8 protein-coding genes are annotated in these 16657 nt (G+C 60.0%); 6 read left to right on the top strand and 2 right to left on the bottom strand.

Going from position 1 to position 16657, the window contains the following annotated elements; translation table 11 throughout:
• Positions 1-329: 329 nt before the first annotated feature.
• The 6 genes from SX1_RS25005 to SX1_RS23675 all read left to right on the top strand — a co-directional run bounded on the left by SX1_RS25005 (position 330) and on the right by SX1_RS23675 (position 13549).
• Complete coding sequence (locus SX1_RS25005; RefSeq protein WP_157410085.1) at positions 330-2549, top strand: DUF11 domain-containing protein; 2220 nt, start codon at positions 330-332, stop codon at positions 2547-2549.
• Between the two features lies 1 nt (position 2550).
• Positions 2551-3006 (top strand): DUF11 domain-containing protein, encoded by a 456-nt coding sequence (locus SX1_RS02995; RefSeq protein ID WP_026149445.1) that lies wholly within the window; start codon positions 2551-2553, stop codon positions 3004-3006.
• A gap of 2 nt (positions 3007-3008) precedes the next feature.
• The gene (locus SX1_RS02990; RefSeq protein ID WP_026149444.1) at positions 3009-4133 is read left to right on the top strand and encodes a DUF11 domain-containing protein; all 1125 of its coding nucleotides are present in this window, start codon (positions 3009-3011) and stop codon (positions 4131-4133) included.
• A 2-nt stretch (positions 4134-4135) separates the two neighbouring features.
• Entirely contained in the window at positions 4136-7585 is a 3450-nt protein-coding gene (locus tag SX1_RS02985) for a DUF11 domain-containing protein (RefSeq protein ID WP_081609916.1), read from the top strand.
• Positions 7586-7590: 5 nt separating this feature from the next.
• On the top strand, positions 7591-11883 hold the full coding sequence (locus SX1_RS02980) for a TonB-dependent receptor (RefSeq protein ID WP_157410083.1): 4293 nt from the start codon (positions 7591-7593) through the stop codon (positions 11881-11883).
• Between the two features lie 1387 nt (positions 11884-13270).
• Positions 13271-13549 (top strand): helix-turn-helix transcriptional regulator, encoded by a 279-nt coding sequence (locus SX1_RS23675; protein WP_081609915.1) that lies wholly within the window; start codon positions 13271-13273, stop codon positions 13547-13549.
• On the opposite strand, the gene SX1_RS02970 is transcribed toward SX1_RS23675, so the two are convergent.
• Positions 13521-14777, bottom strand: a complete 1257-nt coding sequence (locus tag SX1_RS02970; RefSeq protein WP_019051847.1) for a tyrosine-type recombinase/integrase — start codon at positions 14775-14777, stop codon at positions 13521-13523. The genes SX1_RS23675 and SX1_RS02970 overlap by 29 nt on opposite strands.
• A gap of 293 nt (positions 14778-15070) precedes the next feature.
• A complete protein-coding gene (gene guaA / locus SX1_RS02965; RefSeq protein ID WP_017181724.1) occupies positions 15071-16630 on the bottom strand; it encodes a glutamine-hydrolyzing GMP synthase in 1560 nt (519 codons plus the stop codon).
• Positions 16631-16657: the final 27 nt, after the last annotated feature.

Genomic DNA, 16657 nt, shown 5'->3' with positions numbered 1-16657 from the left:
GTCGTTGAAGCTCAATTTGCCCTCCGCCACGCGGTAAGTTTGCGAACAACTAGCCTTCCATGGTTTCCTCGTGACAGCAGGGAGCAGGATTTCAGCACAAATTACTGAATTTTACATAGCTGCCACTTTATCGGAGCCAAAGCTCTCCGAGCTAGTTCCGAGTCGGAAATCCGTGGCTTTCGGATTCAGGCGAGTCGCTGGTGGCGCGTTGCACGACCGCAAATGTCGAAATTCCTTACAACGTTTTACGTTTGCAAAAGTGTTTGTTTACCATCTTGCTGGCATGTGGACCTCGTTGAAAACAGCAACGGGTCCATCAAATGCCTTCCATGCAATCCACTGAACGCAATAACGCCTGGCGTGCTTCGCCACTGAAGCGCAGTGGTGTTGCCGTGCTCGCTTTGGCGACCGCGCTGGCCAGTACGCCGGCCTTTGCCAATCCGGCGGCTAACGCAGCGAGTTTTTCGCAAACGACAGCTGGAGCGGTTTCAACGACCGTTCCAGACGGAACCTGCTCTGCAATAACCAGCACGCGTGGCGGCGCGGGAGCATCTTCGGGTGTTGCAGCGACCAACGGAGGCCTGGGCGGCGCAGGTGCAGTAATTAATGCCCGCTTTGCGGTATTGCCTGGCCAAGCCGTCACGGGAACGGTGGCAAGCGGCGGTCGGGTTGGCAACGTCTCTTTGACCGCGCCGAACAACGGGACCGGCACGGCGAACGGCGGCAGCGGAGGCACTGCGACGGGTACTCTTCACCGTGGCGGCGGCGGTGGCGGCAGCTCTTCAATTTCAGTTGCAGGATTGAAACTGGTTGAAGCTGGCGGTGGCGGCGGTGGCGGTGCCTCGCATGGTGCGACCACCTTGGCCAATGGCGGCGGCGGCGGTTTTACCGGCATTGCACCTGGCGCGGTGGCTTCCGGCACGACCGGGACCGTCGGCTTTGACAGTACCACACCCACTCCCACTGTTGGCGGCGGCGGCGGTGGTCAGCCCGCTGTTGGTGGCTCTGGGGGCGTGCATTCAGGAAACGCGGCTCGCAACGGCTTCATTGGTGGCGGAATCGGTACCGGCACGGGCGGAAATGGCGGTGTTGATGCAACGACCGATACCGGCGGTGGCGGCGGCGGTGGGTACACCGGCGGCGGCGGCGGTGCATCGACCGTCAATTCAACCGTAACCGGTGCAGGTGGCGGCGGCGGCTCTAGCTTTGTTCGTGGCACCTCACCAACAGTTACTGCTCCTGCGCCAACGACTGTAAGCGGGGCTGCGGGTCCATCACCAGCGGGCGGTGCCGTCGTTGGGCCCACGGGCTTTATCACGATCGATTGGGTTCCCTGCGTTTACACGCTGGCGGTCACCAAAGCGGCTTCCGCACCATCGGTAAACGCCGGCCAATCAGTTCGCTGGACGATCACCGTTCGAAATGAGGGTCCCGACCCCATGACCAAAGGCGACCTGGTGACGCTCACCGACACGCTTCCCAGTGGCGGTGGCTCAGTTTTCCAAGTTGTCTCGGTTTCGACAACAGCGGGGTCTACAGATCCCAATCTGGCAAGCGGCGCGGTCACTTGCACCGGCGTAGCTGTTGGCGGCACGATGCCTTCCAGCACCGTCTGCTCGCGCGCCTATAGCGCGCCCTCTGCGCCAGGTGCTCCGTCAGGGAGTACGCGGGGACTGAATTCAGGTGAAACCCTGACAATCACCTACGATCAAGTGTTCGACAATGCGATCCCGGCCGCGAGCATCACCAACCAGGCGTCAGTCGTGGATCGCTCTTCCACGAGCGGCACGGGCGATATCATCGGCGTTACGGCCAATCGTTCTGCTTCGGCAGGCACAAGCGTCGTACCGTATGATCTGCGTGTAACCAAAACCAGCTCCTCGACATTCATGCCTGCTGGATCGGTGATTACTTGGAATGTCGCTGTAACCAACATCGGCCCAGGCGACATGTTTGGTCCAGACGCGACCGTTGCCAATCCGCTGATCGTGACCGATGCGGCACCGACAACGAACGTTTCTGCACCGACCAGCTTCACGTCGTCGGGTCCAGCCGGGGCCTGCACCTATAGCTCGGGTACAATCACCTGCCCAGCGGCGCTACCGTTCAACGGCACGCAGACGTTCACATTCCAGCAGACGATTAACGCTGGAACCGCTGGCGGAACTTCGATCCCGAACTCGGCCAGCGCGATCGATTATTTCACTGGCGACAGCAATGATAGCGCCACAGCCACGGTCACGGTTCAGGGAACCGCGGATTTGCAGGTGACCAAGTCGAATGGCGTGAACATTGTCACCTCAGGCAACACGGTGACTTACTCTGTCGTCGTGACCAACACAGGGCCCGATCCGGTTACTGGTGCCATGGTCACCGACGTGGTCGGGGCCGGCTTGACCTGCCCCGCCTCAAACCCGGTGACGATTACCGGGAGTGGTGTGCCGGGTGGCAGCTTCACGATCACCGATCTGACCGGCGCCGGGATTGCCCTCGGAACCCTCAACACCGGCCAATCGGCCACCCTCACATATTCTTGCCAGGTGAACTGACATGACCACCGCCAAACGTCCGCGCAACACGGCTCGCGCAATCGATTTAATCCTTCGGATTAGCTGTTCAGCTTGCGTGGCGCTTGCTGCCACAACGCCCAGCATTTCGGTCGCACAAACAGCGCTCGACACTGTGACCGTGACGATCCCTGAAGAAAGCCACAAGCCGTCAACTGACATTACGGTGGTCAAGGAACAGACCGCCAGTGGTTTCATCATTTCGGTCACGAATACCGGACCTGAGGCTGTGAGCGGCGTCATCGTCTCTGACTCAGTGGGCCGCGGGCCATCCTGTCGTCCGACCAATCCGGTTGCGATTGCCGCAAGCGGCTCGCCGGCTGGAGCTTCGTCAACAGGCGGCAAAACCATCGCCAATCTTACCGGCCAAGGCATCGCGCTTGGCACACTCAACAGCGGCCAGACGGCCACGCTTACCTTTACTTGTCAGGGGAATTAATCATGAACAGCAACATCGTCACGCTTCGCCCCGGCAAGTTCCGGAAATCTCTAGTCCAGCTGCTTTCGACGGCAGGAACGATCATCGCGATTTCGGTTCCCGGTGCGGCCTTTGCTCAGACAGCCGTTAACACCGCGCGAGTCGCTGCTCCGACCAATACCTTTGAAAGCAATACTGCAAACAACGAAGCGGTCGACACTGACACCGTTCTCGCAGTAGTCGTCGCCACCAACGACAGCGCTTCGGGCATCAACGGCCTGGCTGGCGGGACCGGTGTGGTCAACGCGTTTGCCTCTGACACGATCAACGGGGTTGCGGCTTCGCCGTCGAACGCGGTGCTCTCGGTCGCTGCGGGCTCTTCGGTCCCGGCCGGCCTGACCTTCAACACCTCGACCGGTAACGTCGATGTGGCACCGGGCACGCCTGCTGGCACCTACAGCTTCGACTACACCATCTGCGAGGCGCTCAACCCGACCAACTGCCAGACCGCGACCATCACGGTCACCGTCGTCGCCGCCGCCATCGCCGCCGATCCGGACACGGTCGCTGGCGTCAACGGTGCCACCGGTTCGCCCAACGTCCTCGATGTGCTCGATGGCGATACCCTCAACGGCAGCCCGGTCACGCTGGCCCAGGTCAACCTCACGGTGACCACGCCCGCCACCCCGGCAAGCCCAGGTGCTCCGGTGCCGACCCTCAACCCGGCCACCGGCCAGGTCTCGGTCCCGGCCGGAACGCCAGCTGGCACCTACACGATCACCTACCAGATCTGCGAACAGCTCAACCCGACCAACTGTGCAACCAACACCGCTACGGTCACGGTGAACCCTTCGGTCGATCTGGTGATGACCAAGAGCAACGGGACATCAAGCGTCTTCTCGGGAAGCACGACGACCTACACGCTTACTGTCACAAACAACGGTCCGGATTCTGCGACCGGAGCTGTCGTGACCGACACGCCGGGGGCTGGTCTGACCTGCCCCGCCGGTAACGCGGTTACGATCTCCGGTCCGGGTGCGCCGGTTGGTAGCTACACGATTGCCAACCTCACCGGTGCCGGGATCACGCTCGGAACCCTGGGTAATGGTCAGTCTGTCACGATCACCTACTCCTGCCAGGTCAACTAATCATGCGTAAGCTGACTCCCAAAAGTGGCTCTGAACGGGTGCGCAGGCGACTAGGTCGCCTGCTCTCCACGGCCGGCCCGATCCTTGTCGTTGCCTGTCCAGCTGCAGTGCTGGCTCAGGTAGCGGTGAACACCGCGCGGGTGACGGTCAGCTCAGGCACGTTCGAGACCGTCAAGACCAACAATGAAGCGGTCGATAATGACGCGCTCTTGGCAGTGCTGGCGGCCAATGCCGACAATGCCGGACCGATCAATGGTGCAAACGGGGCAGTCAATGTCCTCAACGTTCTGAACAATGACAGCGCCAACGGAACGGCTCCGACGCCCGCGAACGTGACGATATCGGTGGTCACTCCCGCCAGCAACCCTGGCGTTTCGCTCGATATCGCCACCGGCGCGATCAACGTAGCTGCGGGAGTCCCGGCGGGCACCTATACGATCACTTATCAGATTTGCGAAACTGCAAATCCAGCCAATTGCGCCACCGCGACCGCGACAATCGTCGTCGCCGCACCCGCTATCGTCGCCGCAAACGACGCGCCGCCAGCGGTCAACGGCACCAATGGTGGAAACGACGTCGTCAACGCTTTTGCCAACGATACTCTCAACGGCGCACCGGTTGTCGCCACCGCGATCACAGCGTCAGTCACCAGTGCCGCCTCTTCGATTAATGGCGGTCCGGTACCTGTACTTGATCCCGTCACCGGCCTCGTCGATGTCCCTGCTGGTACGCCAGCTGGCACCTATTCGATCGGCTATCGGATCTGTGAAAACAACAATCCGAGCAATTGCGCCGATGCCGTCGTGACGATCATCGTATCCGCCGCGCCAATCGCCGCGACCGACGACAACGCTGGACCCGTTAACGGTGCGAACGGCGCGCCTGGCATCGCCAACATCCTCACCAACGATGCCCTCAACGGCGTTGCGCCCACCCCGGGCAACGTGACGATCAGTGTGACTGCACCCGCAAGCAATCCGGGCGTTACGCTCGATGTCGCTACCGGCAATGTCAGTGTTGCGCCGGGCGTGCCCGCCGGAACCTACAGCATCGCCTACCAGATCTGCGAAACGCTGAACCCGGCCAATTGCGCCAGCGCAATTGTCAACGTCGTTGTCACGGCCCCAGCGATCACAGCGAGCAACGATGCGCCGCCAGCAATCAACGGCGCCAACGGTGCGAACGATATCGTCAATGCCTTCGCCAACGACACGCTGAACGGCGCACCGGTTGTCGTGTCCTCGATCACCACAACGATCACCGCAGGCGCCACCTCGGTCAACGGTGCACCTGTCCCAGTGCTCGACCCGGCGACCGGCTTGGTCGATGTCCCCGCTGGCACACCTGCTGGCACTTACACCATCAACTACCGCATTTGCGAAAACAACAATCCGGCGAATTGCGCCGATGCAATCGTGACGGTGGTGGTGACTGCACCCGCTATCACCGCGAGCGACGACAATTACGGCAACCTGCGCAGCGGCATTGGCAACGCCAACGCAGGCAACATCCTCGACAACGATGCCTTGAACGGGGTCGCTCCGACTCCGGGCAACGTCACTATCACTGTCACTGCGCCCGCCAGCAATCCGGGCGTGGCGCTCGATCCTGCCACCGGGATCGTCAGCGTCTCTCCATCGGTGCCAGCCGGCACCTATACGATCAGCTACCAGATCTGCGAGAAGCTCAACCCGACCAACTGCGCCCAGTCGACAGTCAGCGTAGTGGTCGAGCCGGCGCTTAGCTCGGTAACCGGCACTGTCTACGACGACCGCAACGGCAACCAGCAGCTCGATTCCGGCGAAACCCGGAGGGTTGGCTGGATCATCGAGGTCATCCGCGATGGTGTGGTGGTCGCGACTGCCCGGTCAGATGCCCAAGGCAATTATCGGATCGATGGTTTACTCAGCGGACCTGGGTATTCGATCCGCTTTACCAATCCCGACAACAATGTGGTCTACCGGGTTATCTCGAGCGTTACGCTTGCCGATAATACCGTAGTCATCGATCAGAATTTGCCGCTCGACCCTTCGGGCGTGGTCTACGACTCTATCTCTCGCGCTCCGGTCCGCAATGTGGTGGTCACGCTGCTTGGCGCGAATGGCTCGGCTCTGCCGGCTGCCTGTTTCCTGTCTCCAAGCCAGCAGAACCAGGCAACTGACACCCAGGGCAATTACCGGTTCGACATCATCCCCGGTGCTTCATCGCTGTGTCCAACGGGCGAGACCGTATACACGATCTCGATCGCCGCGCCGACCGGTTATTCTGCTCCGTCCACAGTCCTTCCGGCAGAAATCGGTGCGTTCGATCCCACCGGGCTTTCGGCCCCGGTAATGATTGGCAGCGGCTCCGCTGCGCCTGCGAACGGTGAGACCGTACGCTGGTATCAGTCATTCCGGCTCGCACAGGGCGATCCGGATGTTATCTTCAACCATATCCCGATCGATCCATTCACCTCGCGCAGTCCGCTGGTAATTTCCAAGTCCAGTATCAAGCGCACGGCGAGCGTCGGCGATCTGGTTCCCTACACGATCACCGTGCGCAACGCCGAAGCCGCGCAGCGCGCAGGTGTTGACGTGATCGATCTTCTCCCGCCTGGTTTCAAATACGTCACCGGTACCGCCTCGATTAATGGCGCGGCGGCCGAACCACAGGTCAACGACCGCGAACTGCGCTGGACCCGCCAGATTATTCCGGCCAATGGCACGGTGACTTACAAGCTGACTGTTGTAGTCGGTGCGGGCGTCACCATTGGCGACCGAGTCAACAATGGCTTGGCCCGAAACGGCAACGACGGTTCGGAAATCTCGAACCGCGGCCAGGCTGTGGTTTCGATCGTGCCAAGCGCAGTGTTCGATTGCTCGGAAATCATTGGCAAGGTCTTCGAGGACCGTGACGGCGACGGTTACCAAGACGAAGGCGAACCTGGCATTCCGGGCGCGCGTCTGGCGACTGTCAATGGCGAGCTCATCACCACAGATGAATTCGGTCGCTACCATATCGCTTGCGCGGCGGTGCCCAACGCGCAGATCGGTTCAAACTTCGTGCTCAAGCTCGACGTGCGGACGGTCGCGCAAGGCTACTGGCCGACTTCTGACAACCCTCAGTCGATCCGCCTCACCCGAGGCAAGATCAGCGAGCTCAACTTCGGGGTACAGCGTGCTGCCACCCTCGGACTTGACCTTGATACTCGGGCCTTCCTCCCGGGTTCAACGACCCTGCGTCCCGAATTTGCCCAGCGCCTTGCTTCGCTGCGGCCCGAGGAAGCCAAGCGGTTGATCATTCAGATCAACTACCACGTCGGTAGCGGCGAGGATTGGTCGCTCGCCGAGCGTCGCGCGGCAGAAACCAAAGCCGCCGTCGAAGTGCTGTTTGGCTCCGATTGGAAGGAAGCCAAGCCCATCATTGAGGCCAATGTAAGTCGTGCCACCGGCGCGCCGGGCCGGGAGTAACCAAAATGAAAAAGCCAACCAACCAGCGGAACGTGACGCCCATGTCGCATCGTCCTCGCCGCGCACGGCTGCTTGCCGGCATTTCGGTCATTGCCGCTGCCGGGTTCATTCCTGGTACGGCGCAAGCGGCCGATCTGAACTTCGCTGACTATGCCAAGGCCGTCCAGAATGCACAAGTCTTCGGGATCGAACCCGCCGCCACCGAGAGCAATCGGACCATTTTTTCCCCAGCAAAAATGGCCTTGCCAGCCGGCCTCGATGAAATAACGGTCGAACTACTTGAAGTTGGTCACAGCCCAATCCTTTCTGTCGGACTGGTCGGACATGAAACGGCTGCGGTGCGAGGTGCAGAAGCCACTTTCATCGGGTATTCGAATTATCCGGCAGCGCTCGACCGCGGTGAAATCCGCATCTTCGACGCAGCGGTTTCGCCCGATCAAACGCCACACGCAGTGGTGCCGATGGCCACGAATGGTGCCGCGAACTGGACTCCGACAACCTACGCCAGCCCGGATATGCACTACGTTTACCGTGTTTACGATGCCGAGGGCAATTTCGACGAGACCGGACCGCAGGCCCTGAAGGTCGTTGAACCGGGTGCGCTAATTGCTGCGACGAACGCAAGTCGGCCGGCGTTCGGCGTGACTGACTCCGCTAGCCACCGCAGCATCGACCTGGTGCAATCGCAGCCAATCATTGCCTATGGCAAGGTTGCCGATGCCTCTGCGATCTTGACGATCGAGGGTCAAATCGTCCCGCTCGATGCGGACGGACGCTTCACGGCTGGCTTGCTACAGCTAGAGACGTGCGACGGGCTCAAGCTGACCGTGACATCGTCTTGCGGTGCGCGCAGCACCGGAATAGCGGCGCGCGACACTTGGAATGCGGCTGCACCGCCACCACGGACCGTTACTACGGGCGTTGCGCCAACATCGGGTTTCGAAATCCGCACTGCGCCCGAAGGGCAGCCCGTAGCTCCCGACCATGCGCTGGAAGTGCGTGCCGATGGTCATGCCGCCGAGCCCGTCATGTCGATCGGACTGATCGGCAGCGAGCGCACTGTGGTGGCGGGCAGTCCGGCCCAGTTTCAGACTTACACAAATTATCCATCCTATGTCGCCAAGGGCGAAGTCCGGATCTTTGTCGGCGGTGCGGTCACCGATTCGCCGCCACTCGCAGTCGTCGCAATCGATGCAAACGGCTTTGCGCAGTGGCAACCCGGCGCGGATGCACCGCGTGATTTGTTCTACACCTTCCGGGTTTATGATGATCGTGGCCGTTTCGACGAATCGCAGGCGCAAGAACTGACGCTGGTCCCCGAACCGGTCAACATTGACAGTGCACCCGTCGTGCGACCGACCTTTGGTGTGGTCGACGAGGCCCAGGTCCGCAATATCCCGATGAAACGGACCGCGACGATCACCGTGAGCGGGCTCGCCGATCCTTCAAAGGACATGATCCGGGTCAGCGGCCAGCTTGTCCCGGTCAATCCCGACGGCAAGTTCATCACCCAGCAGCTGGTCGATCGGGACAGCAAGGATGTCCGAGTCAGCATCGAACGCGATGGGCAGACCACCTTTGCCACCTCGCGCGATGTCGCAGTGCCGAAAAGCGACTGGTTCTTCGTCGGGCAAGGCGATCTTACCTTCCGTTCGATGGATGGGAGCGGTCCGGCAGTCGAAGTCTCGGGCGATCCGCTCGCTGACGGCAATTCACTCACCTCGCGCGCGGCCTTTTACACCAAGGGGAGCTTTGGCGATGGCTGGCGGCTGACCGCCTCGCTCGACACCGGCGAGTCGCTGCTCAAAGACATGTTCAGCAATCTCGACCGCAAGGATCCGCGCCAGCTTTTGCGCCGGATGGGGTCGAACGAGTATTACACCACCTACGGCGACGACAGCACGCTGGTCGAGGACGCGCCGACGCAGGGGCAGTTTTACCTTCGCCTGCAGCACGCTGACACCAGCCTGATGGTCGGCAATTATGTGGTCGATCTAAACCAAGCTGAACTCGCGCCACTCGATCGCGGGCTGTTCGGGGTCGCATTCGATCACAAGAGCGAATCCACGACCAGCTTCGGTGAACGCCAGATACAGTTCACCGCATTTGCGTCGGATCCAGGCACTGTGCCGGGCCGTGACGAGTTTCGCGGGACCGGTGGTTCGCTCTACTTCCTCAAGCGTCAGGATTTGACCGTAGGGTCGGAGCGCTTGCGCGTCGAAGTCCGCGACCGCGACACCGGGCTGGTGATTGAGACGCGCGAGTTGCGGCCCCAGGAAGACTACGACATCGACTACTTCCAGGGTCGTGTGACCTTGTTACGCCCACTCGCTTCGACTGTTGCCACCAGCGGTACGGTTCGCGAATCCAGTTCGACCGGCAACGTGCCGGTGCTGGTGGTCCGCTACGAATATACTCCCCCAGTCGGCAGCCTCGATGGCTACACCCTCGGTGGGCGCGGTTCGGCTTGGATCGGCGACAAGTTTCGGGTCGGTGTCTCGGCTCAGCGCGAGACCACCGACACTGCCGACCAGACCTTGCTCGGTGCCGACGCCATGCTGCGGCTGACGGCCGGGACTTATGTCAAGGGCGAGATCGCGCAAACCGACGGCCCTGCCTTCGGCCAGGCCAACTCCGTCGACGGCGGCTTGTCGTTCACCGACATTGCCTCACCCGGGGTTGCCGGCCGCACGGCGCGCGCCTGGAAACTCGAAGGCGCAGTTAACTTTGCGGAACTGCAGGGGCAGACTGGCGATCACGGTACGCTGTCGGCATTCTACGAAAGCCGAGACGCCGGATTTGCAGCCAGCTCGCAGCTCACGCCGAGCGACACGGTGCGTTGGGGCGCGTCCCTCTCGCTGCCGATCGGCGACAGCACCCGCGTCTCCGCGAAATACGAAACGCTCGACTCCGCCGCGGCAGGTGCCCGTCGCACGGCCAGCTTCGATCTTGAGCAGGACCTCGGTGGCGACATCGACCTCAAGCTCGGACTCCGCCGCGACCAGCAGGTTCCGGGGCTGCTCTATAACAGCACCGAGACCGGCACCCGGACCGATGCCGCGGTCCAGCTCGGCTACAGCCCAGAGGGCCGCAACTGGTCGGTCTACGGGTTCGGGCAGGCCACGCTCGAAAGCGACGCGGGTCGCAACCGCAACAACCGTGTCGGTATCGGCGGCAAGGCCGAAATCACCGACCGCATGTCGCTCACAGCCGAGGTATCCGAAGGCGACGGCGGGCTTGGTGCCGACATCCAGCTTAATCGCCGCTATGGCCAGGGTTCTGAAGCTTATATCGGCTATTCGCTGCTCGCCGACCGGTCCGCCGCCGGGCTGGAACCGGTGAATATCTTCACCCGGTCGAATTCCGGCACATTGACCGTTGGAGCACGTCACCGTTTCAATTCGTCGCTCAGCGTTTTTGGCGAAAACCGCATCGGTTATGGCGGTTCCGCGCCCAGCACGATGCGCAGTCTGGGCATGAAGTTCGATCCCAACGAAAAACTGTCGTTCAGCGCGTCGTTCGAGAACGGGCAGATCGACGATGCCACCACCGGCGTGTTCCGCAGGACCGCAGGCACGTTTGGCTTCGGCTATACCACGAAGGATGTTCAGTTCGGGTCGAACGTCGAAGCCCGTTTTGAGCGTGGCGGTGGCCGTGACCAAACCGTCTGGCTGTTCCGTAACACCGCTTCGATCCAGATCAACCCGGATTGGCGCGCGCTCGGCCGGCTCAACTTCGCGATTGCAGACAGCGACGGACCAAGCGTTCGCGCTGCCGATTATGTCGAAGGGACGATCGGGTTTGCTTATCGGCCTGTCGCTAATGACCGGCTCAATGTTCTGGCGCGTTACAGCTATTTCCAAGACATGGGTCCTGTCGGGCAGATTACTGGGGGTGGGGAAACGGGCAGTCCCAAGCAGCGCAGCCAGATCGGGATGATCGATGTCAACTACGATCTCAGCGATAGCCTGACCATCGGTGCCAAATATGGCTATCGGCAGGGTCAGGTTTCGCTTGATCGGACTTCAGACACGTTCGTCACTAGCAATACCCACCTCGGCGTTGTGCGACTCGATTGGCGACCGATAAAGCAGTGGGATCTGGTAGTGGAAGGGCATTATTTGAGCAACGATCTTGCCGGCGATGCGCGTTGGGGCGGTCTTGCTGCGGTTTATCGCCACGTGGGTAATAACGTGAAGGTTGGGGTCGGATACAGCGTCTCTGACTTCTCCGACGATCTGACCGACCAGAGCTATACCAGCAGAGGTGTTTTCATCAACCTGTTGGGTAAGTTCTAAGTTGCAATTGTCGAACTCAACAACGGTGCAGCTTGGCCGCTGAGCGTTGCCAGCTGCCAAGAAGAATGGTGAATTTTCCCCTCATCTGACTCAGAATTTGATTACAACAATTTACGACGAGACTCTTCTAGCCGTGATAGTCTCAACACTCGGAGGTCATCGATTGCAGTGCCCTATTGCAACGTCCTTCGGGTCGCAGGGCCGTCAGCTTAATCGCTGGCGGCCCACTCGCTGGGAAGCTAAGTATGCCCGATGCGAGAGCTAATGACATTTGCAGCGGTTTCGATTGCGTGCTTGTGAGCTGCGAGTGCGCCCGAGCCCCAGCAAAAGTTGCTACTACCGATGAAATTTTTGAAATCGGACCTGTTATGATCCCGGTCTCGCGACCTGTGGCATCGTTTCTCTATCTTGAAGACTATTTGATCGCTTTTTTCTTCACGGTCGCTTGGGCCAGCGCCATATACATTGCTTACGCATCCTGACGAACCGGCTAAATTCATTGTCGCCGATGCGGGCGCCGAATTAGTGCAAGCGACTTAAAGCGTTACAAAATTTTGCACGAGTCCGATTGCAGGCCATGCAAATCTGTCGCAGGGCTTCTGACTGGCGGCCATTTTCACTCGACCCGGAAATGGTCGTCAACCTGTTGTGCGCACGAGTTGGCAATAGTCCCTCATTGCGCTTGCAGTTCTTGTCGGCAGAGCCAAACTCAGCCTTCCCCAGCTTTGCCTCGCTCGATCGAAATCTGCTACTTCGCCCGACCAGACGCAACAAAGGCAACCAATCGAATGTTGAAAGATCTCTGGGCACTATAGCCTGCCGTCCCATGAGGTTATCTTGCTGTCACTTGTGCATTTCGAAAAATCGGCCGACTTCCTTTATGATCCGCGCGACCAGCATGACTTCAGAGCAAGTCGTGTATCTGGCATCCAGCACTCAAATCACTTCGAGCCTGTCCCACGATAGGCTGCAGGATATGATCCAAGCGAATGCTTGGGAAAGCTGGAATTACAATCGTCCAAAACCAGCCAGTCTATCGACAGGCTTCTCACATCTTATCGAATCTGATGCACAGACCGTCGTGCTTACAGAGTGCTTACGGGGGAAGCGTGCTGACCCATTGTAAGCGTAAGTCTCCGCCCACTTGGGGGGATTACTAACTAAATTTATTGGGAAAAACTGGAGCGGGCGAAGGGATTCGAACCCTCGACCCCAACCTTGGCAAGGCTATCGGATTTCTGAAAAGTCTCCGTGAACACGGAAAGGACTGAAATTCGCCTATTCTATCCGATTCTGCGCCTTCGATCTCACTTCAGGAAAAGTCCTTCCATCCTTTCGTCACATTCGCTTTCAATCGAAAACGCTTAAGGAAGGAGCGATACTTGATATGGACAAGCAAGAGAGGCGGGAATTTACCCGCACCATCCGCAGACAGCAGCTGAAGGAAATCGTGCCGCTCGCTGACAGTACGATCTTCGGCATGGAGCAGCGTGGAGAGTTCCCGCGCCGCTTTGCACTCTCGCCGCGCTGTGTGGTCTGGGACTTGTCCGAAGTCGAAGAATGGCTGGCTTCCCGGCGGACGCGCCCGATCGAGCGCGGCCAGCAAGTCGATGTACGACATCGCCGCATCCGCCCGGTTAAAGACTCGGATCAAGTTCCATCATAGGCGCGGAAGGCGGAAGCACCGCTGGCGCATACTTCTGCCCCGCGATCCAAGCCTCTACCGTGTTGGACCATTCCTGCATCATGTGGCGGCGCTGTATCTCATACTCCGCCTTGTTATAGACGCCGCGCGACGACCGGCCATCTTCATGTGCCAAACATTTCTCAATCCAGTCACTGTTGAAGCCGAGCTCGTTGAGCAGCGTCGAGCCGGTGCGGCGCAGATCGTGAACAGTAAAAGGGTCAAGTGGCAGCCCGTCCTTCCGCGCTTGATCGACAACCGAGTACGTCACCCGGTTAAATGTAGCGCGCGACATAGGTGCGTCGGCGTCATAGCGCGATGGCAGGAGGTATCGCGAATTTCCGGCGCATGTCTTGAGCGCGATCAGGATGTCGAGCATCTGTTGCGACAGATAGACGTTGTGCGGCTTGGATCGTTTCATGCGTTCCTTGGGAATCGACCAGACGGCATTCTCAAAATCCACTTCATCCCATATTGCGTCCTGCAACTCGCTCTTTCGAACCATCGACAGCAAATAGAACTTCATGCCGAGCCTGATGGTGGGCAGCGTTGCTACCTTCTCGATACACCGAAACAGCACCCGAATTTCAGACGGCGACAACGAGCGGTCCTTGGGGACGAAGGTTGCGATCGACGATGGGCCAACCTCATCAGCCGGGTTGGCGATCTTTTCTCCGTGCAGGATCGCAAAGCCGTAGATCTGTTTCACGATGTCGCGAACATGGATCGCGGTCGCTGGTGCGCCTCGATCAACGATCGCAAGACAGTGCGCACGCAGGTCGCCAGGCGTTATCTCTGTCAGCAGCCGGTTGCGCCAGTGCGGCACCAATTCGCGCTGGAAGATCGAGCGGCGCATGGCGCGCGTACTGTCAGCCATCGGTCCAGCGGTCAGCCATTTCTCGCCGAACTCGCCGAAGCTCTTTGCTTCTTTGATTCTGCGCTTGTCCCGCTGCTTCTCGATGGCGGGGGACAGTCCTTCTTGGACCATCCGCTTGGCATCGATGCACTTCTCCCTGGCGCGAGCCAGAGAGAGGCCGGAAGCGCAATATTTCCCAAAAGTCACGGTTTCGCGCCGTCCATGCATCCGATAGTCGTAACGGAATGAAATCGTGCCGTTTGTCCCGACCCGAACATACATGCCGTCACGATCGGTAACCTTGTAGGGTTTGTCCTTAGGTTTCAAGCTTTTAAGGGCTGCATCAGTCAGCATGGCCACATACTCCTTTCATTTTGACCGTCAGCCCGAAACGCACCTCTCCAACTCGGAAAAGCACAGGCTTTTCCGATTGTTAGTAAGAAAAATTGACCGTCAGGGGCTGTTGTGACCCTGACGGTAACGAGCGATTTTGAGGGTGGCAAGAGCAGGCGATACCGTCAGAGCGACCGCGAATTTTAAACGCTGCCCACCGATTGTAGCTGAATGTCATTGAATGAAAGTTGTTTTAGTTCAGTGCTTTACGTCGTAGCATTTCGCACTTTTGGACCCCTCTGGAGGGGTGAAAATCATTCCCACTCGATCGTGCCCGGCGGCTTCGACGTATAGTCATAGACCACGCGGTTGATGCCCTTGACCTCATTGATGATCCGCGTCGCCACGCGGCTGAGGAAAGCTGCATCGAACGGATAGATATCCGCCGTCATGCCATCGGTCGAGGTGACGGCGCGCAGAGCGCAGACGCTGTCATAGGTGCGCAGGTCGCCCATCACGCCAACGGTGCGGACGGGCAGCAGCACGGCGAAGGCCTGCCAGATCGCGTCATAGAGCCCCGCGTTGCGGATCTCCTCCAGATAGACCGCGTCCGCCTTGCGCAATATGTCGCAGCGTTCCTTGGTCACTTCGCCGGGGATGCGGATGGCGAGGCCAGGGCCGGGGAACGGATGGCGACCCACGAAAATTTCGGGCAGGCCCAATTCCCGGCCCAGCACGCGCACTTCATCCTTGAACAGTTCGCGCAACGGCTCGACCAGCTTCATGTTCATGCGTTCGGGCAGGCCGCCGACATTATGGTGCGACTTGATCGTTACGCTGGGGCCGCCGGTGAAGCTGACGCTTTCGATTACGTCGGGATAGAGCGTGCCCTGCGCCAGGAAATCGGCCCCGCCGATCTTTGCGGCCTCTTCCTCGAACACGGCGATGAATTCGCCGCCGATGAACTTGCGCTTCTTTTCAGGGTCGGTGAGGCCAGCCAGGCCGCCCAGAAAGCGATCCTCCGCATTCACATGGACCAGTTTGATGCCATAATGTTCGCGGAACAGGGTAACGACCTGCTCGGCCTCGCCCAGCCGCATCAGGCCATGGTCGACGAACACGCATGTCAGCTGGTCGCCGATCGCTTCGTGGATCAACACCGCCGCGACGGCGCTGTCGACACCGCCGGACAGGCCGCAAATCACCCGGCCAGAGCCAACCTGCGCGCGAATATCGGCGATCTTGGTCGCGCGAAACTCCGCCATGGTCCAGTCGCCCGCCAAGCCGCAGACATGACGGACGAAATTGGCGAGCAGCTTGCCGCCATCGGGGGTATGGACGACTTCGGGATGGAATTGGGTCGCATAAAAGCGCCGGGCTTCGTTGGCGGTGACGGCGAAGGGCGCACCCTCGCTGGTGGCGACGACCTCAAAGCCGTCGGCCAATTGCGTCACCTTGTCGCCATGGCTCATCCACACCTGATGCTTTTCGCCCGGCGCCCAAAGACCGTCGAACAAAGCGCAGGGCTTCTTCACCTCGATGAAGGCGCGGCCAAACTCGCCGCTCTCCCCGCCTTCGACATTGCCGCCCAGCTGCTGCATCATCGTCTGCTGACCATAGCAGATGCCCAGCACCGGAACGCCCGCGTCGAATATCGCCTGCGGTGCGCGGGGACTGTCATCCCACATGACCGAAGAAGGGCCGCCCGACAGGATGACGCCCTTGGGCTGCATCCGCGCGAAGGCTTGTTCGGCGCTGTTGAAGGGGGCGATTTCGGAATAGACCCCGGCTTCGCGCACGCGCCGGGCGATGAGCTGGGTCACCTGGCTGCCGAAGTCCACGATAAGGATGGAATCCTGAAGGGGCAGCGTCATCGAATCGCCTTTATATCGAGCGGTGGA

The organism is Sphingobium xenophagum NBRC 107872 (assembly GCF_000367345.1).
GTDB lineage: Bacteria > Pseudomonadota > Alphaproteobacteria > Sphingomonadales > Sphingomonadaceae > Sphingobium > Sphingobium xenophagum.
Note: the sequence above shows the minus strand (reverse complement) of the source record. Positions and strands in the feature narration are given on the sequence as shown.